Genomic DNA, 26,823 nt, shown 5'->3' with positions numbered 1-26,823 from the left:
TTTAGGTTTAAAGCTTACAAGTTATTCAATTCAATCATCGGTTAATTTCCTAAAAAACGCTTTAGTACACAATTGATTTTGGCCTGTCATCCATTTTAGCCCCAAATTCTTTATTGGGTTGTGCACCCATTTCAAAAATCAACTCTCCACCCTTCATGATATCTTTATGGGTAATAAATGACTTGGTATAGTTCTGTCCATTTAGTTTTACTGATCGAATATAGATATTCTCCTTGCTATTGTTAGTAGCAAGAATGGTAAATTTTTTGTCTGTGCTCAGATTAATACTCACTTTGTTAAATAAAGGTCTTCCAAACACATAAGAACCGTTGGTTGGATTTACCGGATAAAAACCCATTGAAGACATTACATACCACGCCGACATCTGTCCGCAGTCTTCGTTACCACATAGTCCATCCGGTTGATCGGTATAAAGCTCATTAAGAATATAATCAACTTTATCTGCAGTTTTGTATTGTTGTCCTGCATAGGCGTATAAATAGGTAATATGATGGCTTGGTTCGTTGCCATGTGCATACTGGCCAATCAGTCCTGTAATATCGGCAGAAGCACCCTCTTCCAGTTCGGAAGAAATGGAGAAAAGACTATCCAATTTTGTAACGAATGGTTGATCACCTCCCAATAATTGAATTAGGCCTTCGGGGTCTTGCGGAACCAACCACAAATACTGCCATGCATTTCCCTCGCAATAATCATTAACTCTATGCTGTGCAGATAGTGGATCAAAAGGAGTTCTCCAACTGCCATCTTTCATTCGACCTTTCATAAAGCGATCTTTAGGATCGAAATATTTCTCGTAAGCTTTCGATCTTTCTCTGAAATATTTAGCATCTTCTGCTTTGCCTAACTTTTCAGCCATTTGTGCAATTCCCCAATCACTAATCGCATATTCCATTGCACTTGCAACCGATTCGTGCATCATATCGCAAGGGATGTAGCCATATTTCTGCAATTCCTTAACACCTGGTTCGAAATCGCCCATTGCTGTTGTTTTTACTGCTTCATATGCCAATTCTACATCAAATCCTGTAAAGCCTTTTAGATATGCATCAACCACAACTGGCACGGCACTATAACCTACCATTGTATTGGTTTCGTTGCCACGCAAATGCCATACGGGTAGTTTTCCTTGTTGTTTGTAAATGTCAAGCATCGAGTTGATCATATCAGGAACTCTTTCTTGCTGAGTAATGGTATAAAGCGGATGTACAGTTCGGTAAGTATCCCAAAGCGAGAACAAGGTGTAGTTGGTACTGTTTGTATTGTGGTACACCTTATTGTCAGTACCCCTGTATTCGCCATTCACATCATCAAATATATTGGGTGCAATTAAGGTATGATACATTGCTGTATAAAAAACTCTTTTCGCTTCTTCATCATTGGTTTCGATTTGAACTTTTTCAAGCTCCTTATTCCATTTGCTTTTATTTGCAGCAAGAATCTCATCAAAATTCCAACCTGGCATTTCTGTCTTAATATTAAGTAAGGCATTCTCCATGCTTACAGGAGATATACCAAATTTCACCTTAAGCTTTTCGAACGACTTTGTTGAAAACTGAAGAAAAGCCTTAATTGCTTTGCCTTTTCCAACATCTCCACTTAGTTTATTTTCGTCATCATATACCAACACTTTCTCGATAGGCTTAGATACAAGCATTGCAAAGTATTCCCTTTGGTCGTTTGCCCAGCCTGTTGAATATCTGTAACCTGCTACAATTGTATCATTTACTTTATGAAAAAAGGTCTCAGTTGCCTGATCCCCGTTCCCTTCTTTTAAATCTAAAATTAATCTTGACTCCTTTGATTTTGGATAAGTAATTCGATGCATTGCAACACGCTCTGTTGTAGTCATCTCGATATTAATATTATACGAATCCAAGTGCACTTTATAATATCCTGCTTCTACTTTTTCAGAATCATGACTATAATATGAAGCATAGCCTTCTTCAGGGTTTTCCTGTGTTCCAGGATTGATTTTTAATTCTCCTACTGCTGGCATTAATAAAAACTCTCCTAAATCGGTAATTCCTGTACCACTTAAATGCAAATGCGAAAATCCTTTTACTATACTATCGGAATAATGATATGCAGAACACCAATCCCACCCTTTATGAAAGTTACTTGGTCCAGCCTGAATGGCACCAAAAGGCACGCTGGCACCAACAAACACATGCCCATGTCCACCTGAACCTATATACGGATCGACATATTGAGTTAAGCTTTTATCATTTGTGCCTCCACCTGTTAGTTGGCACGAAGCAAGAAGTGCCACTAACATCAATGCTAATAACACTAGTGAGTTGAATGATTTAGTTTTTTGCATTTGGTTTAACTGTAAGGTTAGTAATACGCTTGATATATAATAAAAAGCACAAAGGCTTTGTTGTTTTTCTATTTAAATACACCTTTTGAGAAAAGGCTATAAACCATCCTTCCTTTTATTTTAAGGTGGAAGCTAACCTTTATTCTTCCATTATTTAATGGATTAATAATCTGTTTATAATTGGAGCCGCCAGTATGGCAGCTCCATCAATTAAAAAGTTCTACAATATATTATAATGGTGTATTCCATGAAATGCCTCTCATTTCAGCATCATAGTTTCCTGTTTCATCTTTAAAAACAACTCCCTTCACTCTATCTAGAGGGAAGTACATTCTAAGATTTTCTTCATTTCCTGATACACCAGCATTCAAATCAGTTCTTGCTTCATCCCAAAGGCGGAAGTTTTTAATATATCCATTCATTTTACCCCAACCATTTCCTAACCAGGTTTCACCCCAACCAGATTCTGCAGGAACTCCAATATAATCTCTACCGGTCTCAACTCCATCAACATACATGATAGTTACTTGCTGTCCATCTAAATTTTCGTGGTGAACAACTGCGATATGATACCATTCCTGAGGGTCAATAGTTAAAGCAGGAGCAGTAGGGCCTGTTTCCCAACCTGAATTATCAGTTTTTCTGGTAAAGTTCCTTAATCCACCGGCATTTAGTATGTTCTCTTCTGTTAATTCTTCATATCCAAATACCCAAACACCGTATTGACCATTATTAACTAAATCTGCATTTGCGTATCCATAAAGACTCTTTACATTCACCTCAAACTCAACAGTATAATCACCCTGAGGAGTATAATTAGGAGTAATTCTTAAACCAACTGCATTCGGATCATCACGATCAACAAAAATCCCATTCGAATCTCCTACAAACATTCCTGAAATCTGAGCGATTTTAACCTCAATACTTGCTGCAAAATCATCAACTTCGGATTGGCGAATGGCATTAGCCTTTCTTTCCTCAGCTTGAACGATCAAATTATTTACATAGTCTAATGTTCCTACAGGGTTGTCACCATCATTCTCACCTTCATTAATTGATGATTTAAGAGTTTCAAGATTCGCGATAGCCTCGTCGATAGATGTGTAATCGAGAACGATCTCTACGGCAGCAGGCAATTCAGCTACCCAATCAACTTTACCATTTATTGTAGCAGTACATTTGCCTGTCATATCTTTGAATTCCGATCCAAGATCAACGTTAAATGGGAAATAACATTCCAATCCATCTTCGCTACCATCAAACTGTGCTGTTCTATTAGAGTTAATAACGGATTCATCCAATACAGAGTTCCAAACTCTAAAGTCATTAACCACTACATTACAAACACGATCTTGCCACTCTGGACTATTACCAATTATAAAAGGATGTTCCGGGATTACAGGTGTACCTTCATTTTCTGCAAGCTTTGCTCCGTTAATGTATAAAACTTGACGACTACCATCATTTGTAACAGCTAAATCAATCCATTCACCTGTAATAATTGTACCTGCACCTGCTTGATCACCTGTATCAGGCCAACCACTACCTGTGCCAATAACAACTTGAATTTTACCATCACTAAAATATCTAACGGCAAAACCTCTATCCGGTCCAGGTTGCTCAACTGAAAACAAGTTATTCGAATATCCCTTTGTACGTAGATCAGGAACATAGAATTTCATTTCAACAGTAAAAGCTCCCCCTAATATTTCTTTAATATTGTCGGAAATCTGAATATTTGTACCATCTTCTTGTTGAATCCAAGGCATTGCTACGGCAACTCTTAATTTGTCGGCTTTGTCAATGGCATTCTTAAGATTATTATATCCATACTCTAATTGATCATCAGCGTAAGCATAAGTCTGAATTTCGATCGCTTTATCTAAAGCTTTACGAATCATTGTCAAGGCTGCCGGTTGATAATCACCAGGATTTAAACTTGTTGTATTTGCCTCTAGGATACCTTGAGCTTCAACAATTAATGCATCTAACTGCTCAGAAGTTACCGAACCAAATTCTATATTATCATCATCATCACAGGATGGATAGGCAACCACCATTGTTAATGCTAATAATACGACTGTTATTTTAGATATATATTTTTTCATTTTATTCGTATTTCTATTTTTAAATACAACTAACATTTGGGTTACAGATTATTTGAGCCTGTATCCCACCATAAGCGAACTCCAGCATTATCAGAGCCTCCTAATTTTTCAATTCCACTCTCAACTCCTTCAATATTATTGTCGTATTCTTCTCTATTGAATGGTAGACGCTTTATAAACTCTCCATTTGGTACTTTACCAATCGTATTCTCATTACTATAATTAACTTCTAATGGAAGTAATTTTGGGTAACCTGTACGACGAAACTCTGACCAAGCTTCTGCACCTTCAGGAAACATAGCAATCCATTTTTGTGTAATAATCCTTTCAAGTTTAACTTCATTACTTGCTCCTTCATCCCATTTAATAGTAATTTCAGAAACTGCGTCTTCATCATACTCAGGAAACTTTGTGTCCTTATAGTCGATAGGCTTATTCGAATCATTATTAATATAATCGTCTACACTTCCTTCGGCAGCCCACTGTTCCATTGACATGCGAATCCCTGTTTCATAGTTATTTTGAATAGAACCAGCATTAGCCCAACCTCTTAAACCAGCTTCAGCTTTCAAGAAATAAACTTCTGCTGTTGACATTAACAACCAAGGAACACTAAATTTATTTTCCAAGTTAAAAGCCTCGCCAATATTAGAGTAACCAACTCTATCATCTTTACTATCAATATCAATTCCATACCGAATACCTTTATATACATCTCCAGATGCTATCACATTCTCGTCTGTTGCCGGAGCAAAATATTTAGCTAAGCGAGGATCGTTAAACCCAACCAGAATTGATTCCATATTAGCTCCCATCCTAGTGTCTCCCCAAGAATAAGCTATTTCTGATAGTGGGTGACCGATAGCTGGTTGATCCACCTGTACGATATCATCATTAGTTTCCAATAAGCCGTATGCATTACTTAAAGCTTTTTCACCTTCTATTTTAGCTAAGGCAGGATCTACATTTGATACTCTAATAGCCAAACGTAATCTTAAAGAATTGGCCCATTTTAACCATTTCGAGAAATCACCACCATAAATGAAATCAAATTTTGATATTGATTTAACCTCTGGGTATTCTTCATAAAAAGTTGAAATTAAATTAACCGCAGTATCAAGTTCAGAGAAAAACTGATTATATATTTCTTCTTGACTATCATATTCGATAAATTGACCTCTTTTTCCAAACTCCGAGTATGGAGTAGGTCCATATACGTCTGTTACTCTATGCATGGCAGCAACCTTTAAAATAAGAGATGCTCCATAAAATTCTCTTGAGCTTTCACGTGTTAATTCCTTAATTTCTGACCAAGGGCCCATAACATCCGAATAACCTATCTTATATGGCCAATTAAACCAATCAACCAGAAAGTAGTTAGAAGCGTTTTTTCCATTCCTAAATGGAGTTGGAGGACACAGATATCCACTATAAATATCAGCATTCAGGTTTTGTTGTAATTGGTACTTCCAATTTCCACCATCATTATTATAGTAGATTGATTGCTGCATTTGAGGCAAGAATGCACCTACATTTGCATAATCAATGGCCAACTTCTCTTCCGTCAATCTTAAAGGATTATCATTTAACCCTTCAAGATCATCTGTACAAGCAGTCAATCCAGAGATTACTATCATAGATGCAATCACCATTAATTGATAGATATTATTACAATATTTTTTCATCTCAATAATTTTTATTTTCATGTTAAAATCACAGTATCAACTGCTTCAAACTAAAATTTAACATTTAAAGTAAGACCATAACTACGAGTAGAAGGTACACCGAAGTAATCGCTATTCATTAAATATAAACCTGAAGTAGATTGAGTTCCCTCCGGATCATACGGTGCATCAATGTAAAAGAAGAACAGATTTCTACCAACAACTGATAGTCTAGCTTCACTTAAGAACCCAACTTTATTCATTATTGATTTTGGGAAAGAATATCCTAATGAAACCTCACGAAGTCTAATATTAGTTGCATCATAAACATTTTCGGCAACAGGTATTGATCCATAATAATTTCGTGTTTCAATGCGTCCTTGATAATTATCTAAAATATTATCATTATCATCTACGATCACAGCATCCACTACAACACCAAAATTATCTCTTGCTTCACCTGTTTGTTTAGAAACTCCGATTTGATGCATTTCAGTTTCAGTTGTTGATAATACGTTACCTCCAAATGTTCCATCAATTAAGAATGACAAACTAAAGTTCTTATATTTAAAATCATTTGCCCAACTCAATCTGAAATCATTATTTATAGAACCAAGTTTTACTTCATCCTCTTTTGGGTCTCCAGCAACAGGTTTTGCTACATCATCTTCCAAAGTAACTACCAACTTACCGTTTACTCGACGGTAACCTGTTCCCCAAATTTCGCCAAACTCTCCGCCTTCTTGCACTCTAAGCTTATAGCCACCTTGATCAGAGAGGTTAAATCCACCATCTCTATCAACCAGTTCGGAAGGTAGATCTTTTACATTACTCTTATTGGTAGAGAAATTAAATCTGGTATCCCAAACTAAATCACTGTTTTGCACAGGTATACCTCCTAAGGTAATTTCAAAACCACTATTCTCTACTTTACCACCGTTCACTAATTCTGTTTCACGACTCGTTGCACCAGATACGGCTACCTCAAAATATTGCTTATCAGTTGTTGTATTGTAGTAAGCAAAATCTAATGAAACCCTGTTTTTAAACATTCTTAAATCCATACCTAATTCATATGCAGAAGTTCTCTCTGGCTTTAAATCTGGATTTTCCCGCACTGTAGTTCTGTTAATTGTACCATTTTCATCCACAGAATCATAAGGTCTAAATTTGTATACAGGAACATCATTACCAACCTCGGAGTATGAAGCTCTAACTTTTGCATAGTCAAGAATTAATGGTAAAGATCCAGCTCTATCCAGAACTTCATGTAACAATACAGATCCCCCTACCGAAGGGTAAAAATATGTATTATTTTGCTTAGGTAGGGTAGATGATTTATCCTGACGAGCAGTAATATCTAAGTAAGCTAAATTTTTGTAACCAACAGAAGCTGTTCCAAAGTATGATTGTAATTGTGATCTTTCAACAACATGTGTACGATTTTGTCCTCCATCAATCATTTGCTTAAAAAAGAATAGATTAGGAACAAAAAGCCCTTTGGTATTAGAGTCCGCTCCTTTATCTGTAAATCTTACATCGGTTACACTAGTACCAATTGTTGCCGATAAAGAATAATCTTCCCATTGCTTATTATATGATAACAGTACATCACCATAATATTGAGTATTTTCCTTGTCTCTATACTCATAACGTCCATTCAAATGAGACAAGGTTGTTCGTGTACCTGCATATACCTTTCTCTCGTAATTGTCATATGTCCTATCTATATTTCCTCTTACCTTTAAGTCTAAATCATTAGTAATTTGAAAAGTAGCAGCCAGATTAGCAATTATTCTCGCACGATCTGCATTAGTGCGGTTCCTATTAAATATCCAGTATGGATTTTGATGAGGACCATTTCCATTAGCAATATATGGCCAATTTTGAGTCATCATATTCCTTTCAGGATCAAACACTTCATAATTATTCTCATATGAATTTAAATCATCATCAACTGGCATCAAATATGCGGAGCGAATTGGGTTAAAGTATGAACCGGGAGCAGAAGGTGAATTCTTCATCTTTTGCAACAACAAATTAACCTTACTATCCAATTTTAATCGGCTATCGAAGAAATCGGTGGTATTCCGAACAGACAAATTGTATTTTTCCAATTCGTTTGTTGGGACAATTCCCGAGGCTAAAGTGTTTGACATAGATACATAGTTGCGAGATTTCTCAGTTCCTCCACTAAATGAAAGAGTATTAGTTAAATTATAACCAGTTTCGAACAATTCTTTCCCGTTATCATGTCCAAAACCAATTGGTGATCGAGCTCCCCAACTAGTATTTCCTAAAGCACCATATCTATCTTGCCATTCATATAACACGTTGGCTCGATCCATTTGGAAACTAGAACTAAACTTAATTTCGGCCTTACCCTTCTTTCCTGACTTGGTAGTAATAATAATTACACCATTTGCAGCTTGACTACCATATAATGCCGCAGCCGATGCACCCTTTAGAACATTTACACTTTCAATATCATCAGGATTAAGGTTCGAAATACCATCACCAGCATCAACTCCACCACCAAAACCATTTCCAGTTTCAGCCTGATTTGGTATTAAATTTTGGAGAGGTACTCCATCGACCACGTACAACGGCTGATTATTGCCCTGTACCGAAGTGTAACCCCTTAAAATTACTTTAGTTGAACCACCAACACCTGATGTACTTGGGGAAATAACCACACCTGCCGCCTTACCTGAGAGAGCATTCATCATATTGTCCGTACGAACAGTGGTCAATTCTTCACCTTTAACTTGTTGAGTGGCATAGGTAAGACTTTTTTCTTCCCTCTTAATACCGAGAGCGGTTACAACAACTTCATCAACTTGTAAGGCATCAGTTACCATAACCACATTGATTACTGTTTGCGACCCTACAGTAATTTCTTGTGTTGTCATGCCGACAAAACTAAATACCAATACACTTGATGGGTCGGCAGCAATTTCAAACTTACCGTCAACATCCGTTACAGTACCAATAGTTGTACCTTTAACAATTACAGATACACCTGGCAACGACATTCCAGACTCTTCAGTTACTGTACCTGTTACAGTTTGCTGCACAGCTACTGCTGAGTTGTCTTCGAAAAGACTGTTAACGTTTGCGTTTGCAGCAAAAGGTAAACTTAAAACTGCAACAAGCAACGCTAAACTGCTAATCTTCCTTCCAAAACTTAATGGGTTAGTTAAGTTAGAATGAAGATTTTTTAAATAGCATTTCTTCATAGTTAGTAAATATTAATTATACAATGAACAAAAAATCATGTGAATTTTTTATCAAATCAATATTAACGCAAACGTATTAATTCACGATTAATATTGAATTAATCGCAGTCTGAAATCCATTAACCAAAGCATATTTCCTTAGTTAATAGCTTTATATGGCGATTTATTAACCCAGATTAATCCTGTTACTCAATATTAATCTGAACTCTTCATCTTATAAGATGATATTTAAATGACTCGGGCAGAGTATGAGCCTTTATTTCGAAAGAGAATCAGTTAACAAAAATTATATATCAACAGTGCAAAGCCAAATAAATAGGTACTTTTAGAAGTATTTTATTACATCTTTCTTTATAGTCTAATCAGATTTAAATATATTTGATATTCACAGCCGATTTAAATTATTAACTCTAGCCTCTCACCTATATATGCGATTAATTAATTGCTTAATTCTCTTATTATTTTTTACCCCTGATCTTCTAGCTGATCATGGAATATACTTTGCATCAAACGAAGTAGATAAAGAAAACAGAACAGGTATTGATATCACTCACAATGGCAATATACCTTACAGAACAGATTTTACAATTCATTTTAACTTGTCGTTTCGTGATTCAGAAACTCATTATGGCGAAATTTTATCCTTAAGAGAAAACCAAAACAAAAATCTAATACAGGTAACATATCGCAAACCTGATATTTTTGTAATACACAATAAACGAACAACTAAGTTTCACCTAAATCTAGAAGAAGAAAAGATAAAAAATAACAGATGGATTAATTTTGAGCTACATTTAGATGCAGCAACCAATAAAATTAATTTAAAGTTTGAAGAGAAAAGACTTGAGTCAGATATCACTCTCCCAAAAAATTCTGATTTTGCACTATCATTTGGTGTAGTAAATAAATATGGCTTCTTTATTAATGAGGTTCCTTCAATTTCAATTAAAGATATAAGCATTAGAATTGACGGTGCACCTAAACATCTTTGGCCTTTAAAAAAAACAGATAACCTATTAGTTAAAGATGTATTATCAAGTAAAACAGCCAAAGTATATAATCCGGACTGGGTAGTAGATTATCACAACAAATGGATAAAATTACAAAGCTTAAATTTTGACTCTACACCAACCTTGCTTTATGACAAAGAAAATGAACGAATAAACTTCATTTTCATGGATGGAACGATTCAAAGCTTTAACCCACTAAATAAAACCCTAAAAAAACTAAACCAAAATCCGGAAGGTTTTCCTAGTTTTGAAAAAGCTCAACAAATCTTGTATAACAAGGAAGGAAAAATAACCTCATATAGTTTTAACAAAAACATTATATCCACCTATGATTCTATAAGAAACAAATGGAATAACAACATCAAATTTACCGATAATGACATTCCTAAATTATGGCATCACAATAAATTATTACACCCTATAACAGGCAATATTACATGTTTCGGAGGTTATGGATATTATTCCTATTTTAATGATATCTTATCATTCAATCCGGAACAAAATTCCTGGGAAAAAATTGAATTTATTGGAGATACCATACAACCAAGATATTTAGCAAGTATTGGTAAATCTGAGAAAGATAAGAATAGCGTGTTCCTGTTTGGTGGTATGGGAAATTCAATGGGTAAGCAAATTTTGGGTAAAGAATTCTATTACGATTTATTCAAAATTGACTTTAAAAAGCAAATCATTGAACGCATTTGGGATTACGAAAGTGATGACCAGTTTCAATACCTTCCGATTAATAGTATGAAACTAAATACAAGTGATAGTTGTTTCTACACTTTAATGTTTCCTTTTGTAAAGCAAAAAACACATCTAAGAGCAGTCAAAGGATATACTCACGATCCGCAGATCACATTTATAGGTGATAGTATTCCATATAATTTTCTTGATATTGAATCGTTTGCTGATTTGTATTACTGGAATAGTGAAAATAAGCTAATTGCCATTACCTCTCATCGTAAAGAAGATCTTACGTATGAGGTGAATATCTATACAATAAGTTATGAGCCAGGCAACGCGGATGAGTTTGATATCAATGGTGTTGGTTTGCCTGTTTCCGTTAAAATCTTCTATTCTATCTTAGCTATTATCCTTGTTTTAATTGCTTTTTTAATAAGTAGAAAGATCAATAAAGAAAAGAAAGCCAAGAAATATATTAAAAGATATACTTCTCCTGATATTTTTGAGTCGCCAATTTCGGACTATGAAGTTCCTAAAAATAATGCAATCATCATGTTTGGTGGTTTTCAGGTTTTTGACAATCAATCTAAAGATATTACTTATCGATTTAGCCCTACCCTTAAGGAATTATTTCTACTTATTTTATTAAATACTCTTAACAATAGGAAAGGAATTTCGTCAAAAAGAATTCAAGAGTATTTATGGCCTGACAAATCGGAAAGTAAAGCAAAAAATAACAGAGGTGTTAACATTAAAAAGCTTAGAGGAATTCTTGAAGATCTTCCAGGCACTGAGGTTATTTTCGACAATAATTACTGGAAAATCCAATTGCCTAATAATATCTTTTGCGATCTGGACTATGTGCAAAAAAGGATCAAATCAATAAGAGAAATTGGAAATGTTGAAAACCTACCTGAAATAATCACTATTCTCAAGCGAGGAGCCATGTTGCGAGATATTTTCTCAGAATGGTTAGATTCTTTTAAGGATGCAAATACTGGAATTATTGTAAGTACTCTTGAAGAATTAGTAAAAGATGGTGGTCTTAATAAAGCAACGAGTCTAGCAATAACCAATGTTATCTTTGAGTTTGATCAAATGAACGAAACTGCATTAAAAGCGAAATGTCAGATACTGGCTACACAAGGAAAACATAGTTTAGCCATCGAAACCTTTGAGCATTACAGAAAACTATATTTAAAATACTATAACGAAGAATATCAATATTCATTTAAAGATATTGTTGCTAAAGATCTATAATTAAATCAGATAATAATTCACTGTTACAAAATGAATTGATCAGGGATTTTTTGTAAACCTTGATTCTACAAGTATTAACCTTCGATTAAAATTATTCACCACAGAAAGTCAGATTTATTAGAGATCTGCTTTAAAAAATATGAATTAACATATGGATATTTTGAAGAAGTTTTAAAGTAAAGATTGGGTGAAGGTGACTTTTTAGAGAATTTAACAGCTTCTGGCATAAACTTCCTCTAATCCCCCTCGAACTATCCCGATATTTCTTCGGTAATTTGTCAGAATTTCTACTCAAAATCAGTGCAAACTATAAAAATAATTTTAGTCGAACTCAGTTTAGTCAAACGTAAATTTCTACATCAGCAATTCACCTACACTGTGGTAGTCTCTAATAGGTACACCAGTGGTGGTATCTTGTAGATTCTAGTGCGATATGTGCATGGGATGCTTGAGTAAACAGCTATATAAAAACCTCTTGGCTTTTTTATCAACATTAACTCCCTTAGGTTGCAGTTTTTATATGACTCTAGCTTTGTATACAAACTGAGTTGTACCAAGCAATTTCAACTCTAAATTATTTTTAAAAAATCCGGAAAGAGTTGCTTAAGCTTCTCAATCCGGATAACACACTACTACTACAATTTTTTTAATGCAAAAGCATAAGCTCCAATTCCAATAGCTTTGCTTGCTCCTAGTTTACTTGCGCAAACAGCCAACCTTGGGTTTGGATCATATTTTATTGTCTTCTCGCTTCCAGGTATCTTAACATCTATGGAATGATCTGATGCAAAATCTGCAAACTCATCTTCATTATCAATATTATAAACTTTTTGAACCAATCGAGGTATAGACTCACCATCTGCTGCGTAGCATCTGCCATTCATTTCTTCAAAAGCAGCTGGCATATACAATTCATGTGCACCGGTCAATCCACCACCGATTACAGCAACACCATCGGTAATTGTTAACAAATTAGCCAAACTATCGCCTAAGCATTTACCAAAAATTCTAAACGATTCTATAGCTGCTTCTTTATCAGGATGATTAGAATCCGTTGCAACCTCATAAACATCTTTCGGCATTAAATCATTGCCATAATCTCCTTTTGCCCTCGAAAGAAATTCCCGTTGAATAGCTCGTGTACTAATTCCTTCCTCAGCAAATCTCTCAGGGAAAGTACGACTTGTTGTTAACCAAACCTCTGTAGCAATTGAATTATCGCCTATTAATAATTCATCATTGTGCACCAAGCCACCGCCATAACCAGTGCCTAAAGTAAGTCCCATTAAGTTTTTATATCGTTTTGGACTTCCTGCTTTAACCAGTTTATTATTTATCTCTGGCAATACACCTCCCAAAGCTTCTCCGTAAGTAAACAAATCTCCATCGTTGTTAATAAAAACAGGGATGTTGAATCTTGCCTCTAGCATTGGTCCTAAAGCAATACCACCTCTAAAACATGGTAAGTTTGATAAGTCACCTATTATCCCATTTTTATAATCGGCAGGACCTGGAAAAGCAAAACTAATTGCAACAGGACTTTCCTCCAATTTGTTTAACACCTCTTGAAACCCATCAACTATAGTTTGTAAACACAAATCAAGCTGGTTACCGTTGGAAGGTTTTCTAATTGGTTCAACAACCTCTTCTCCACTTTTTATTGCTGAGAAAACAAAATTTGTTCCTCCCGCATCAAGTGTCAATACTACTCTTTCGTCTTTCCAAATATTCATGTTTATTTATTACTTTCTTTTATAAAATGACAACCCGAAAATATATCCGATACACACCAAAGTAACTGCAAAACCCGCCATTAGTGAAAAGATATCGGCAATAGCTCCAAAAATTAATGGTACAAAAGCTCCACCAATAATTGCAGTTACCATTAATCCTGATATTTCGTTACTTCGCTCAGGCATAGCATCAATTGTAATCGAAAATACCAATGGAAAAATATTGGCAAATCCTAAGCCTATTAGAAAAATTGAGACAAAACCAAAAACAGCACTCGGAGCCAAATATAATCCTAAAATACCTAATATTGCAATCAGAGTAGTTACTTTTAAAAATCTTTTAGGTGACATCCAATTTAAAATTACACCTCCCAAAAATCTACCAGTCATCAAAGCAAGAAAGAAAAATAGGGTTCCCCACAGTCCTAATTCTTTTATGTCAAAATTAAATTTATGAGCCAAATAGTTAGGCAACTTTGCACTCATACTTACTTCCGCACCAACATAAAGGAAAATTGCCAAAACCATAAAAAAGACATATGGATTTTTTAGTAATGCCAAAACTGAACCAAATGATGCCGGGCTCGCTGAATCATCTTTCTGTTCGTCGATTTTAACCACATATAAATAAATTACTGCAATTAATAAAACTATCGAATAAATAGGGAACAAAATTTTCCAATCCAACCCCCAATATTTGGCTGCCAATAATGGAATTAATGCCCCGGATAATGATCCAATAGCTTTAAAAAACTGTCCAAAAGATAAATTTCTTGAGTATTTTCCTTCAGGAGATACATCACGCATAATAGGATTACCTGCAACCTGCAATAATGTAGCTCCCGTTCCCAACAGAAGTAAAGCCCCTAGTAGCAAACCAAAGGAAGAAAAATTACCTAGAATAGGCAAAACCAAACCTATTAAAGCAATAACCATTCCTATTAGCAATACAAACTTTCTACCTTTTCTATCTTGAAACAAAGCCATAGGCACAGATAGTAAACCAAACATGATAAATCCCATAAATGTGACCAATCCGGCCATAAAATTTGACAGTTCGTAATCAGCCTGCAATTGGCTGGTAAGTGGTCCAACAACATCTCCAAAACCCATGCATAAAAATGCTAGAAATATTGGTCCTGATTTTAATAAATTGTTTTTCATAAATAGTATATTATAATCGTTCTATTAATTTTGGTTCTAATATAATTCTTTTGCTCACTCTTTCACTCGATTGCATCACATCATTCAAAATATCAACAGCATATTTAGCAATCCAATCAATAGGTTGAGCTATTGAGTTTACTTTTGGATTAGAATAATCAAATAATTCTAAATTATCAAAGCTTACAAACTTGACTGATTGAATTTTATCTTTATGATCTATATTCATAGCCCAGACTGCAAATGCAGCAAGCTGGTTATTTGTGAACACAACTGTATCAACATCATTTTCCATTAAGTAAGTCAACTGCTCTTGCGTACTCTCTTTTATCCTAGCATTATCAACAATTCTAATCAGATTGTCATCTCGATTTAAATTATTCTCTTCCAAAGACTCTTTGTAACCTTCAATTCTCAAATTTAATGAATAGATGTTTGGTGTAATCGATAAAAGTCCAATTTTTCCAGCGCCTTTTTTTATTGCATGATTTACGGCTTTCTTCATCGCCTTTTTATTCTCAACCAAAATGTAGTTCCCGGTAAAGTCGGGATGCTCTCGATCAAAAAACACCATTGGAAATCCCTGCGCCGATAATATTTCAAGCCTACTAAGATTTTCAAATGAGGAAGCTAGAATCAAACCATCTACCTGTCTATTCTCAAACATATTTAACAGCGCCTCTTCCTTTTCTTGCTTCTCATCAGTACTTCCTATTATAAGATGATATCCTTTATCTGCCAATAAATCTTCAATTAAACGACCTACCTTTGCATAAAATGGATTTGAAATATCAGGAACCAAATATCCAATTGTATTAGTAGTACCTTTTTTTAAGCTCTTCGCAATTTGATTTGGCTGATAATTAACCTCACGGACATAATCAAGAATTCTTTCCTGTGTTTTTTTGCTGATTTTTTTTTCATCACCTTTATTATTCAAAACAAACGAAACTGTAGTTTTGGATAATCCCAGTTCTTGCGCAATATCTTTAATAGATTTCTTTTTCAAAGGTTTTCGTTACAACTAAAACGGTTTACTAAAACGATTTATCAAAAGTATGATTTTTTTTAAAAGAATAAAAAAAAATTTAAATCATCGTTAATTTTTTATAATTACCACAATTATTCTAAGAAATAACTTGACAAATAAATTGTATTTTTGTATTCAAAATAGAAGTATACTCGCACCATACACCTAATTATATTGGAAAATGATGAACGAAAAAATTAGTATCATTGGATGTGGCAACCTGGGTAAATCTATAGCTAAAGGACTGCTAGAGCACAAGAATTTTAATCCTTTAAACCTAATTGCTACCAGACGAAAGCTTCATGTTATTGAAGACGTAAAAACTTTAGGTGCCGAAATTACTTCCGACAACCTGTATGCAGTGCGCAATTCAAATATTATATTACTTGCTGTGAAGCCTTATAATGTTGGGAAAATAATTAGAGAAATAAAACCAGAAATTAAAGAAGGTCAGCATATTCTTGTTTCTTTAGCTACAGGTTTGGGTACAACCGAAATATATGAAATGTTAGATCATAAAGTTCCTGTTTTTCGCGCTATGCCAAATATTGCAGCAAATATTGGAGAATCGGTTACTTGTATATGCGGAAAAAATACCAATGGTGAACAAAGCGAAAAAATTAAATATATTTTCGATGCAGTAGGCGAAAGTCTGATGATTAATGAAGAATTAATGGAAGCAGCCACAATTCTAGGAGCATGCGGAATTGCTTATGTATTTCGATTTATCCGTGCTATGATACAAGGTGGTATTCAGATAGGATTTGATGCCAATACAGCAAATCAAATTGTATCGCAAACAGTGAAAGGAGCAGCGGAAATGTTACAAAAAAACAGCAATCATCCCGAATCAGAAATTGATAAAGTAACTACACCAAAAGGATGTACTATAGTTGGACTTAACGAAATGGAGCACCAAGGTTTTTCTTCCTCTCTGATTAAAGGAATCGTAACTTCATTTGAAAAAATTGAAAAGTAGATGGTATTTTGTTTGTCCAAAAGGTCGGTTTATTGGCAAGAGTACAATGCATCCGATTTTTGGACAGCCCTTTCTATTTTACCAAGAGTAGCTTTCGTTTTAAAATCTCTCCATCAATATTCACCTTTAGAATATAAATCCCTGTTGAAAGACCTGTTAAGTCAAACTCTAAAATACTTGAAGAAGAAATAACACCATTCTTAACCTGAGCTCCCTTGCTCGAAAACACACTCCAAATTATTCTATCATAGATTATCCGTCTTAAATCTATAATATATTTGCCAGAAGATGGGTTTGGATAAATCTTCAGCTGATCGTTATAAGAGGTTTTAATTTCTTTATCCAATTCAACAGTTCCACAAACATTTTCCACCGTCAAATTAACTTTATAGTTCCCGGAACTTGAGTAATGGTGTGTAGGATTGATTTCTGTTGATGATTCGCCATCTCCAAAGCTCCAAGAATAATGTGAACCATCAATAGTTAGATTAAGCATGGTTGCAGTTAACAATTCCAATTGATAATCGAAATCTGCTACAGGCAAATCTTGTACGATCAGGTTTTTTACTATACTATCTTTCACTCCATTTTTATCAACAATCAGCTTAATCTGCTTTAGCCCGCTTGTGTTATAGTACACTGTGTGAGATCCACTAATATTAGCAGTTTGAGGAACAGCACCTTCTCCAAAATCCCATAAATAAGAATCTGGTGATCCACTCGAAAAATCAATCACCGAAACTGAAGAAGAATTACAAATTGTATCTAAAGACAATGTAAAATTGGCCAATAATCCACCATATGGATCGAATCCATCCAAGGTTTCCACTCCCAAATCTAACGGGTCTAACCAATATTTCAATTGCTCACTGTTATTTGGATAATTATCCCAACTCTCAGAAAATTTTGCGTAATAATCATTCACTGAGTTACCACAACTTGCATTGCCTCCTGTCAAATCTCCAATAATACGATGATTCTCATCAAATAGCGGAGAACCAGAAGAACCTCCTTCTGTTGTTCCTACCTCCCAATCTAAAATCTGCCAACTGGTATTGTCATCAAATGTATAGCGTCCATCCGAATAAGTAGCTGTTACAGGTGAATCTGTATCTAGCGATATCTTCTTTGCATCACCACTAGGATGATGAATGGAAGTGGTATTGGCAGGAATACGTCCAGACCTATCCCATCCAGCATAGTAAGGCCTATACGATGCAGGAGGAACAACTGAAAGTTCGAGCAAGCTAAAGTCTAAATGAGATGTTGCAGCTCGCAAGCTTGAACCAGAAATAGATTGCGAGCGCTCACCATCATCAAAACTACATCCTGAATTCTCGTAATTAAAATAAAAAATCGCATTATCCGCTACTTCCTGCTCGTGAATTACATGATAAGCAGTTAATAAATATGGCCTTCCATCCTGTTTTGAATTATTGATCAATACTCCTGTACCAATATATCCGGTTCCATTTACCACATAAGAGAGATGACAAACAGCTCTTTTTTCAAGTTGCCAATCATCACCTTCTAAACAGTTAATATCAACATTACATGATCCAGAGTCTCCTAATTCTTTTGTCGAATTTTTACCGCCCTTAAGCGAATTAAAAATATTCTTATAATCGTGTATCACCGATTTTATAACCAATTTAACAGAAGAGCTGACATCTTTAGGTTCAATGTATTCAAGAATCAGCTCATCCCCTTCAAGTTGTTCAATAGAGAAATTACCTGATCGTTTATTATTAAGATGCGTATACGAACCCAAAATCCTATCAGCGTAATCATTATACACAAACAATTGAGATCCTACCGGCAGTTCAAATTCCGAGAATATCAATCCTAATGAATATGCACCTTCCGACTTAATTGAAAATCTACATACTCTTCTTCCGTCTTCTAGTTTTTCCCAACTACAATTCTCATCTATGCAATAGTTCACTTTAAATTCTTGTGCATAACTTGCAAGTTTTAATTTTACCCCTATTAAATTTTCATCGCTGATTTTAGTTCTGGTTAGCTGATTAAATTTTGGAAGTACCACTGAACGTATTTTAGTTTTGGCACCTCCATTCTTAAACAATGGTTCTCCTCCATACGAAATTTGCCCATTAACAATGCCTGAGAGAATTAAAAGATTTGCAATGAGTCCTACTCTTAATAATTTAAAAACCATGAGATTATTTTCAAAAGATGCACTAAAATAGCAATAATGCTGATAAAGTCAATCCGCAATACGAATCGGTTACCCTAAATAGAGTCATTACTATTTAATTCCATCGACTCATTTAAATTATTGGTTATTCAACTTATGATATCAATTTGTATTTTAAACTCAACATATATTCCAAAAAATTTAACTAAATTTGCCGTACTTTTTAATTTTTTTAATTTACATCCAATGAATACTGAGGCATTTAATTGGTCTGATAAAACAATTTTAATTGCAGAAGATGTTGAATCGAACTACCTTTTTTTAGAAGAGGTTCTTGCAAGCACAGGTGCGCATATTATTTGGGCAACCAATGGACAAAATGCAATTGATATTTTCACTCAAAATAACATAGATTTAATTCTTATGGATATACAAATGCCATTGTTGAATGGTTTTGATGCAACCAGAGCCATAAAGAAAATGAATTCTAAAATCCCGGTTATTTCTCAAACTGCATACGCTATGGCTGAAGATAGAGGAAAAAGTATCGCCGCTGGTTGCGACGATTACATTTCTAAACCCATTTCAAGTAAAAAATTGTTGAAATTAATTAACAAGTATCTTTAAATAAACGTTAAGCTAACATCCTTAAGGAACTTTTCTTCCAACAGGCTAACAATCTTTTTTACCACTGTCCTTCTAATTTCAAGCTCAACGGGTAAGCTTGGATCCTGATGAGCAAAATTGATTCGAGTACCCGAGATAATCGAGATTTTATCACTTTGCAGAAGATAATGAACAATTTGATCCGCAGGGCCGTCACCAAGATCATAATCAATTGTATACTCATCCAAAATCCTTGCAACCTTTCCAATTGTTAAAATCCCTTCGGTTACCAAGTTGATACCTTCCATATAGGATGCCGGAGGTAATTCTGGGTCGGTAATTTTCATTCCTGCCGCAAATTTCAAATTTAATTCACGAGCAAGAATTTCTGCGGTTGTTCCACCACAAATAATCTTCTTCCCCTTAAAGTGATACACTCGCATTGCGTATTCAGAATCCTTATCTTTTTCGAACGGAGGGCCTGTACAAATTAGCAGCTTTCTTGGTTCTCTGTAATAAATCACACCAGCGCTTGTATCATCCTTAGGTTCATCGCTATCGTTTCTTGAAGCTTTTTTCACCAACTGCAAACCCAAATTTCTTGCTGATATATAAGGTGTTGATCGAACAATATTCTTTACGAAATCCATAGCGTTTTCGTGCCCCCAACCAAAAGGCAATTCTCTACTTCCCATTCCCGACTGCATAATTCCATCCGACCAAAACAAGATTCTATCCTCTTTTCGTGCCGTAAACGAGCAGGTTCTTAACTCTTTCCCTTGGTTTTCTTCACTATCCAAGGTAATGATTCTCCATCCCGGATCGTATATCTCTGCCCCTCGCATAACAACACAACATGGATTATCAAATTCAATAATTCTTGTTGTTCCATCGTATTCTATATCAATAATTGTAAAAGTAGAATAACTAACTTTTCTTACACTACAAACAGGTAAAGTATTCATTATGATTTCAGCAATGGAAATAACATCCTTGTGCTCAATGGTAAAGTTCATAGCCATGGAGGCAGTGAGCGTAGCCAAAACATTTGCTTTAACACCACTTCCCATTCCATCGCTCAAAACTGCAATCGTTCTATTTTCTTCTTTAATCCTAGTTGATAGAAAAACATCACCACAAATCATATCGCCATGATGAAACAACTGCTGACAATCAATATCAATGTGAAATTTATCTTCCATTATTCAGTTTTTTCTTCATCACCCGGAGTGTGAGATTTAATAATTGAATTAAGTAACTTTTCTGTCTTTGAAGCGCTTTCTCCCAACAAGAATGCAATTTGTTGAACGGTTTGAAGATTTTCTTTGATTACTGCTCTTGCTCTGCCAATCACCTCTTCTTTTCTAACCTCTGGTGCATATAAATCGCGAATGATACCACCTACAATCTTGTTCTTCTTAATGGTAAACACTGACACATTAAACAGCGAATTTCCATAATGAACATCTCTATTTAAAATATCTTCACCATTTAGGATAACAGTTGAAAATAATTTGTGGAAAGGTATCAACTTTGTTAAATCAGCATCAACCAAACCCGGAATTATTTCACTCAGCAATCTGGCTTCTTCTCCTAATAAAGCTACAAAGCTCTTATTTGACTCTATTACCTTTAAATTCTCATCAACAATCACTACTCCTGAGGGTAATTTCTGTAACATTGCTGATACTGTTTCCGATGCCTCTTGTGCCACAATTCGTTCCTCATTAGCAATTCGTTCTGATTTTTTTAAGGCGGTTTTTGTTTTTGATAATTTATCGTTAGCGAAGTTTAATTCTCTAATTACAGAGTTCATATTCTTAATGGTATAGGAAGAACACATTTCGTAATTCGCCAAACCCTGACACTTTGCAATGGCAAACTCTCTGCACGACTCATATCCACAAGATCCACAACCCAACTGATCCTCTATTTTTCCCTTGCCCATTTCAATAAGTACTGCATGTACTTCTTCTTCTGATGGAATTGGCAAGCTCTGTCCTCTCGATTTAAAGCCACGATTTAAATCCAAATCGCTATACTCAGCAATTTCATTCTGCCATTCTTTTTCATCAAAAGTTTTAAGCCTCTTTCTCACGTAACGTATTACTTGCGATCTTCTTGAAAATTTTCGACCACCTGATGACGTACCCGGTCCCATAATACATCCTTCACAATAAAACAAGTCCAAGTGTTGGTTTAGATTATGCTGAGTTTTAAACTCATTGATAGAACGCAGAAAATTATTTCGCCCCTCAGTACTGATGATTCCTCCATTCAACATACTAACATCTATTTCAGCAGCCTGAAACAAACCATGGCTGATCGGGAACAAACCACCCAAACGTGCAAACGGAGGATCAAACTCCGAGAATTCAACAGAATTCTCTGTTATCTTGTATTCTTCGAACAGCTTTCGAAGTTCAACAAAACTGAGAACAGCATGAATATCACCATCAGAACCATTAAAGGCCTTCACATCATTCTTGCTGGCAACACACGGAGATAAGGAAACAATTTTTACATTTTCGCCATACTTTTTACGAACAACTTTGGCCATTGCCACCCCAGGTGGTACAATAGGCGCAAGATTTTCTACCAAATCCGGATGAAAGTTCTCTACCTGATTCACCAAAGCAGGGCACTTTGTTGAAATGTAGTACTTGCCATGAAAATTATCGAATAGATTTTTGTACTTATAGGCTACCAAATCTGCCCCAAAGGCAGCTTCAACAACATAATCAAATCCTAGTGCCCGTATCATTCCTACAAAATTTCTATAATCAAGAATATCATCAAACTCACCGGAGATACTTGGATCACATATGGCTACCACCGGATCATTGCCATTTAGCATCATTTTTACCTGATCCTCAGAATTTTTATATTCGATTGCATCCTGAGCACAAACGCTTACACAATTACCGCAGCCTATACATCTGTTTTTGATTATATGAGCATGGTCATTTTCAATTTTTATTGCTTTTGCAGGACAAACACGAATACAAGTATAACTTAAATTGCATTTATCCTTATTGGTTAGGATTAAAGACATACTACAGGTATTTTAGGGTTGGAAACTAAACATTAAACTAAACAAGGCCAAAAACCCCATTCAGTATTTCAATTACACCTTCGGGATCTATTTCTTCATATAACTCATCGTCAATTTTAAGAATAGGTCCTTTGGCACAATTGCCCGTACAAAGCTCCCCATGAAAGAATACCTTATCTTTTAGTTTGTTTTCCTCCAAATAAGTATTAATTGCTTTCAGAGCTTTACCATTTCCCCTAGAAAAGCAGGAACTCCCCAAGCAGATTGTGATTTCGATTTTTTCAGCCATTTAGTTTATTGATTTAGTGTTTTGTATGGTTTAAATAAGCTTAACTCGACCTAAAAATCCATCCCCGAAAACTTAGAATTGAGATAGATTTACATTAAAAATTCTGTAAAAATAGCCAGCTATCTTAAATAATTTTTAATTTGACGTTTGCATCAAGAGAACTTTCCATCATGGGTCTATCTCCCATTGGTATCAACGTCATTTAATCTTCTTGAAACATCCCACTTTTCCTTCGAAAATTTCTACTACAAACAGATCACACTGTAAAGGAATTTTAGGTCGAACTCAGGTTAAATATAACTAAGATCTACTTCTTTTAAAAACTTTTCCTCAAGCAGAGCAACTATATTCTTAACAATAGTTCTTCTAATTTCTAATTCAACGGGAAGCTTAGGATCTTGATGTGCTACATTTATTTTCGTGCCATTAATAATAAATATTTTATCGCTTTCCAGCAATAACTTAATAATTCTATCCGCCGGACCATTACAAAGTACTGTATTTTGATTAAAGGCATTTAGTATCCTATGAACCTTACCTAAGGTTAAAATACCTTCGGTTACCAAATCAATACCATTAATATAAGAGACTGGTGGTATTTCGCTGTCATACACATTTAAATCGAGCACAATCGATTCTTGCAGTTCTCGCGAGACTATACCTGCCGTTGTTCCGCCACACACAATCTTTGTTCCTTCGAACTCACGCAATTGTTTTACCAGCTTTGCATCTTTAGATTTTTCGTAAGGAGGACCTGTACAGATCATTAAATTTCGGGGTTCGCGGCAATAGAGCACTGCGCACGAAATATCATCCTTAGGTTGATTGCTATTGTTGGCACATGCTCTTTCCACTATTTCATTTCCCAAACGACGAGCTGAAATATATGGTTGTTTTCTGATAAGCCTTTTCGCAAATTGGTATACATTATCCATCCCCCAACCAAAGGGCAAACGATTTGTTCCCATGCCCGAATTTGTAACTCCATCAGAACAGAAAATAATTCGATCCTCTTTATGTGCTTTAAATTGATAAGAATATAGGATTTTGTCCTTATTTGCATCTCCTTCGGGATGTAACTCTTGATATTCGGGTTTAAATAACTCCAAACCTCTAAGAATTAAACAATCGGGATTATCGTAGCAAATAATGCGAGTTTCTCCATCACATTCTACTTCAACAATGGTAAATGTAGAATATCCTGCTTTTCGTTTACTGCAAACAGGTAAAGTTTTCATGATTACCTCAGCTGCTTTTCTGATGTCCTTATTCACCTTCATATAATTCAAAATCATTGAAGATGTTAAAGTAGCCAATACATTAGCCTTTACACCACTGCCCAACCCATCGGAGAGAACGAGAATTGTTCTGCCCTCATCCTTTAACTTTCGCGACATAAAAACATCGCCACATATCGATTGCCCCAATTGATTTATTTGCTGACACTCCACCTCTATATAAAAATCATCATGCATAACGATCTAACTTTTGCTCTTTACTTATACCGAAGTATAAAATTCTACAATCGAATTCAGCATCTCCTCAGTCTCCGAGGCATTCTCGCCCAACAAGTATGCAATCTTCTGAACTGTCTCCAGGTTTTTTCTGTTTACTGTTTTGGCTCTGTTCACAACTTCTTCTCTTTGAATGTAAGGTTGCGACATGTCTCTTAAAATTGCTCCAATCACTTTATTTTTCTGGATACTAAAAATACTCACATGCAACATCTTGTTTCCATACTTAATGTCCCTTTCCAGATTATCAACGCCAGTGGTTAAAGCGGAAGAAAACAGCTTATGAAATGGTATTATTTTTTTCAAATCAGCATCAACTAAGCCTGGAATATTTTGATATACTTCTTCCATCTCTTGCCCTAGAATTCCTGCAAAACTTTGGTTTGCCTCAATTATTTTGAGTTCGTTATTTACAATTACCACACCCGATGGAATTTTTCGAAGCAAAGCTGATGATTTATCCTGTGCGATTTTTCTCATATATGATGCGCACATATTTGGTTCTGATTTATCATCAAGATAAGCTTCTGCAAATTCCCTGCATGAGTTGTATCCACAACCACCACAATTGATCTCATCTTTGTTTGAGTATTTGTCAATCATGGTTAAGGCTTCTTTAATGCTATTTTCCGAATGCTCGTGTCTTGGAATTGGAGTAATGGAATCAAAATTTCGTTGGATAGAAAAGTTTGTATTTAAAACAACAGGCTCTTCCTGATCCAGCTTATCAATTACCTCTAATCTTTTAATGGCAGTTGAATATTCCTTTTCGGCACCAGGACCATTTACACACCCCCCTTCGCATGCCAATAATTCCAAAAACAACTTATTGTTCTTGCGATATTTATTCAAATCGCCAAGTACATTTTGAATATTTCTTATGCCTGAAAAAGTCATATATACCGCATCAGTTGCGCTTACATTGTTCTTCATTCCCATTATCATTCCCCCATCAATTGGATAGAGGATCCCTTTTCCGGCCTTACCCGGGATAAAACTGTTTGCTTCTTCATCTTCGGGGAATAAATATGGATCAAGATTTTCCTCCTCAAACCAATTCTTTAAATCGGTAAAGCTTAATGACGCATTCAGCAAATCCGGAAACTCATCGCTTTCTGCTTTTTTGGCTATACATGGACCAATAAAAACTATACTTGCATCTGGATAGTTTTCTTTAAGATACTTAGCATGAGTTAACAATGGAGACAAAAATGGTGTAATATTATCCGTAAAATCAGGAAAGTGCTTGCAAATCATTTCCACTACCGAAGGGCATGCCGATGAAATATACACACCATTACTGCCATGATCTACATAATTGGCTACGTGCTTTGAAACTTCCTGAGCACCCAGTGCTGTTTCTGAAACCTCAGCAAATCCAAGCTCTTTTAATGCAGTAATCAGCTGCTCATCTTTTAAATTAGGAAACTCGGTTACATAAGAAGGAGCAAGCGATACAATAAGCTTTTTGCCAGCATAAATCATTTTCTTAACACGCTTGACATCATCTCGAACTTTTTTTGCATTTACAGGACATATTTGTGTGCAAGTACCACAATAAATACAATCCTTATGTAGAATTTGTGCTGAATTGTTAACTACTTTAATTGCCTTTAAAGTACATTCGCGAATGCACTTATAGCAATCTTGACAATCGTTCTGTTCGGTATAAACCGGTTTTAATATATCCATTAGATCTAAAAGTAAATTGGCATTCTAAACAAGGACTGCAAAGTTTAATATTTATGTTACTGATCTTGTCAAACTTCAACTGTTTGGGAACACAATTAAACTATTAATATCCTTTTTAAATAAGCCACTTCACAGTTTATAGCACATCTTAACATTTACATATCTCGCAACAGTTTTCATTCTAAATAAGCAGATTAGGCTTATTCAAATACGTACATATTGCGTTCACTATCGAACAATTCAAAGAGCGTTTTCAGGATGCTTTTATTATTAATTCTCTAATTGCTTGTT

16 protein-coding genes are annotated in these 26,823 nt (G+C 35.1%); 3 read left to right on the top strand and 13 right to left on the bottom strand.

What is annotated here, in order from left to right; genetic code table 11:
* Positions 1–61: 61 nt before the first annotated feature.
* The 4 genes from ACO05S_RS16345 to ACO05S_RS16330 form a co-directional block, all read right to left on the bottom strand.
* Positions 62–2,344 carry a GH92 family glycosyl hydrolase gene (locus ACO05S_RS16345; protein ID WP_421919086.1) on the bottom strand — a complete coding sequence of 761 codons (2,283 nt, stop codon included), beginning with the start codon at positions 2,342–2,344 and terminating at the stop codon, positions 62–64.
* 230 nt (positions 2,345–2,574) lie between these two features.
* Positions 2,575–4,452 carry a LamG domain-containing protein gene (locus ACO05S_RS16340; RefSeq protein ID WP_421919085.1) on the bottom strand — a complete coding sequence of 626 codons (1,878 nt, stop codon included), beginning with the start codon at positions 4,450–4,452 and terminating at the stop codon, positions 2,575–2,577.
* A gap of 41 nt (positions 4,453–4,493) precedes the next feature.
* Positions 4,494–6,137 (bottom strand): RagB/SusD family nutrient uptake outer membrane protein, encoded by a 1,644-nt coding sequence (locus ACO05S_RS16335; protein ID WP_421919084.1) that lies wholly within the window; start codon positions 6,135–6,137, stop codon positions 4,494–4,496.
* A gap of 50 nt (positions 6,138–6,187) precedes the next feature.
* Positions 6,188–9,355, bottom strand: a complete 3,168-nt coding sequence (locus tag ACO05S_RS16330) for a SusC/RagA family TonB-linked outer membrane protein (RefSeq protein ID WP_421919083.1) — start codon at positions 9,353–9,355, stop codon at positions 6,188–6,190.
* Positions 9,356–9,783: 428 nt separating this feature from the next.
* Between ACO05S_RS16330 and ACO05S_RS16325 the strand changes: the two genes are divergently transcribed.
* Entirely contained in the window at positions 9,784–12,312 is a 2,529-nt protein-coding gene (locus tag ACO05S_RS16325; RefSeq protein WP_421919082.1) for a hypothetical protein, read from the top strand.
* Positions 12,313–12,947: 635 nt separating this feature from the next.
* Here the strand turns inward: ACO05S_RS16325 and ACO05S_RS16320 are convergent.
* The 3 genes from ACO05S_RS16320 to ACO05S_RS16310 are packed head-to-tail and all read right to left on the bottom strand — an operon-like array spanning position 12,948 to position 16,218.
* Positions 12,948–14,045, bottom strand: a complete 1,098-nt coding sequence (locus ACO05S_RS16320) for an ROK family protein (RefSeq protein WP_421919081.1) — start codon at positions 14,043–14,045, stop codon at positions 12,948–12,950.
* A gap of 9 nt (positions 14,046–14,054) precedes the next feature.
* Entirely contained in the window at positions 14,055–15,209 is a 1,155-nt protein-coding gene (locus ACO05S_RS16315) for an MFS transporter (RefSeq protein WP_421919080.1), read from the bottom strand.
* A 10-nt stretch (positions 15,210–15,219) separates the two neighbouring features.
* Complete coding sequence (locus ACO05S_RS16310) at positions 15,220–16,218, bottom strand: LacI family DNA-binding transcriptional regulator (RefSeq protein ID WP_421919079.1); 999 nt, start codon at positions 16,216–16,218, stop codon at positions 15,220–15,222.
* A 202-nt stretch (positions 16,219–16,420) separates the two neighbouring features.
* Between ACO05S_RS16310 and proC the strand changes: the two genes are divergently transcribed.
* Positions 16,421–17,218 carry a pyrroline-5-carboxylate reductase gene (gene proC, locus ACO05S_RS16305; RefSeq protein WP_421919078.1) on the top strand — a complete coding sequence of 266 codons (798 nt, stop codon included), beginning with the start codon at positions 16,421–16,423 and terminating at the stop codon, positions 17,216–17,218.
* Positions 17,219–17,291: 73 nt separating this feature from the next.
* Here proC and ACO05S_RS16300 read toward each other — a convergent pair whose 3' ends face one another.
* Complete coding sequence (locus ACO05S_RS16300; protein ID WP_421919077.1) at positions 17,292–19,397, bottom strand: PKD domain-containing protein; 2,106 nt, start codon at positions 19,395–19,397, stop codon at positions 17,292–17,294.
* A gap of 225 nt (positions 19,398–19,622) precedes the next feature.
* Here ACO05S_RS16300 and ACO05S_RS16295 point away from each other — a divergent pair, with 225 nt between their 5' ends.
* Positions 19,623–20,003 (top strand): response regulator, encoded by a 381-nt coding sequence (locus ACO05S_RS16295; RefSeq protein ID WP_421919076.1) that lies wholly within the window; start codon positions 19,623–19,625, stop codon positions 20,001–20,003.
* Here ACO05S_RS16295 and ACO05S_RS16290 read toward each other — a convergent pair.
* The 5 genes from ACO05S_RS16290 to ACO05S_RS16270 form a co-directional block, all read right to left on the bottom strand.
* Positions 20,000–21,184: a SpoIIE family protein phosphatase gene (locus ACO05S_RS16290; protein ID WP_421919075.1), complete on the bottom strand. Its 1,185-nt coding sequence runs from the start codon at positions 21,182–21,184 to the stop codon at positions 20,000–20,002. The genes ACO05S_RS16295 and ACO05S_RS16290 overlap by 4 nt on opposite strands.
* A complete protein-coding gene (locus ACO05S_RS16285) occupies positions 21,184–23,037 on the bottom strand; it encodes a [Fe-Fe] hydrogenase large subunit C-terminal domain-containing protein (protein WP_421919074.1) in 1,854 nt (617 codons plus the stop codon). Before ACO05S_RS16285 ends, ACO05S_RS16290 begins: the two co-directional genes overlap by 1 nt.
* 37 nt (positions 23,038–23,074) lie before the next feature.
* A complete protein-coding gene (locus ACO05S_RS16280; RefSeq protein WP_054720008.1) occupies positions 23,075–23,326 on the bottom strand; it encodes an NAD(P)H-dependent oxidoreductase subunit E in 252 nt (83 codons plus the stop codon).
* A 290-nt stretch (positions 23,327–23,616) separates the two neighbouring features.
* Positions 23,617–24,801 (bottom strand): SpoIIE family protein phosphatase, encoded by a 1,185-nt coding sequence (locus tag ACO05S_RS16275; protein ID WP_421919073.1) that lies wholly within the window; start codon positions 24,799–24,801, stop codon positions 23,617–23,619.
* A gap of 24 nt (positions 24,802–24,825) precedes the next feature.
* Positions 24,826–26,532 (bottom strand): [Fe-Fe] hydrogenase large subunit C-terminal domain-containing protein, encoded by a 1,707-nt coding sequence (locus ACO05S_RS16270; RefSeq protein ID WP_421919071.1) that lies wholly within the window; start codon positions 26,530–26,532, stop codon positions 24,826–24,828.
* Positions 26,533–26,823: the final 291 nt, after the last annotated feature.

Origin of the sequence: Marinifilum sp., from assembly GCF_965230805.1 — a bacterium.
Taxonomy (GTDB): domain Bacteria; phylum Bacteroidota; class Bacteroidia; order Bacteroidales; family Marinifilaceae; genus Marinifilum.
Note: the sequence above shows the minus strand (reverse complement) of the source record. Positions and strands in the feature narration are given on the sequence as shown.

Coding starts and splice junctions, on each gene's coding strand:
- ACO05S_RS16270 (WP_421919071.1), bottom strand. CDS start 26,532: ATGGATATATTAAAACCGGTTTATACCGAACAGAACGATTGTCAAGAT.
- ACO05S_RS16275 (WP_421919073.1), bottom strand. CDS start 24,801: ATGCATGATGATTTTTATATAGAGGTGGAGTGTCAGCAAATAAATCAA.
- ACO05S_RS16345 (WP_421919086.1), bottom strand. CDS start 2,344: ATGCAAAAAACTAAATCATTCAACTCACTAGTGTTATTAGCATTGATG.
- ACO05S_RS16300 (WP_421919077.1), bottom strand. CDS start 19,397: ATGGTTTTTAAATTATTAAGAGTAGGACTCATTGCAAATCTTTTAATT.
- ACO05S_RS16295 (WP_421919076.1), top strand. CDS start 19,623: ATGAATACTGAGGCATTTAATTGGTCTGATAAAACAATTTTAATTGCA.
- ACO05S_RS16315 (WP_421919080.1), bottom strand. CDS start 15,209: ATGAAAAACAATTTATTAAAATCAGGACCAATATTTCTAGCATTTTTA.
- ACO05S_RS16320 (WP_421919081.1), bottom strand. CDS start 14,045: ATGAATATTTGGAAAGACGAAAGAGTAGTATTGACACTTGATGCGGGA.
- ACO05S_RS16330 (WP_421919083.1), bottom strand. CDS start 9,355: ATGAAGAAATGCTATTTAAAAAATCTTCATTCTAACTTAACTAACCCA.
- ACO05S_RS16335 (WP_421919084.1), bottom strand. CDS start 6,137: ATGAAAAAATATTGTAATAATATCTATCAATTAATGGTGATTGCATCT.
- proC (WP_421919078.1), top strand. CDS start 16,421: ATGATGAACGAAAAAATTAGTATCATTGGATGTGGCAACCTGGGTAAA.
- ACO05S_RS16340 (WP_421919085.1), bottom strand. CDS start 4,452: ATGAAAAAATATATATCTAAAATAACAGTCGTATTATTAGCATTAACA.
- ACO05S_RS16280 (WP_054720008.1), bottom strand. CDS start 23,326: ATGGCTGAAAAAATCGAAATCACAATCTGCTTGGGGAGTTCCTGCTTT.
- ACO05S_RS16290 (WP_421919075.1), bottom strand. CDS start 21,184: ATGGAAGATAAATTTCACATTGATATTGATTGTCAGCAGTTGTTTCAT.
- ACO05S_RS16285 (WP_421919074.1), bottom strand. CDS start 23,037: ATGTCTTTAATCCTAACCAATAAGGATAAATGCAATTTAAGTTATACT.
- ACO05S_RS16325 (WP_421919082.1), top strand. CDS start 9,784: ATGCGATTAATTAATTGCTTAATTCTCTTATTATTTTTTACCCCTGAT.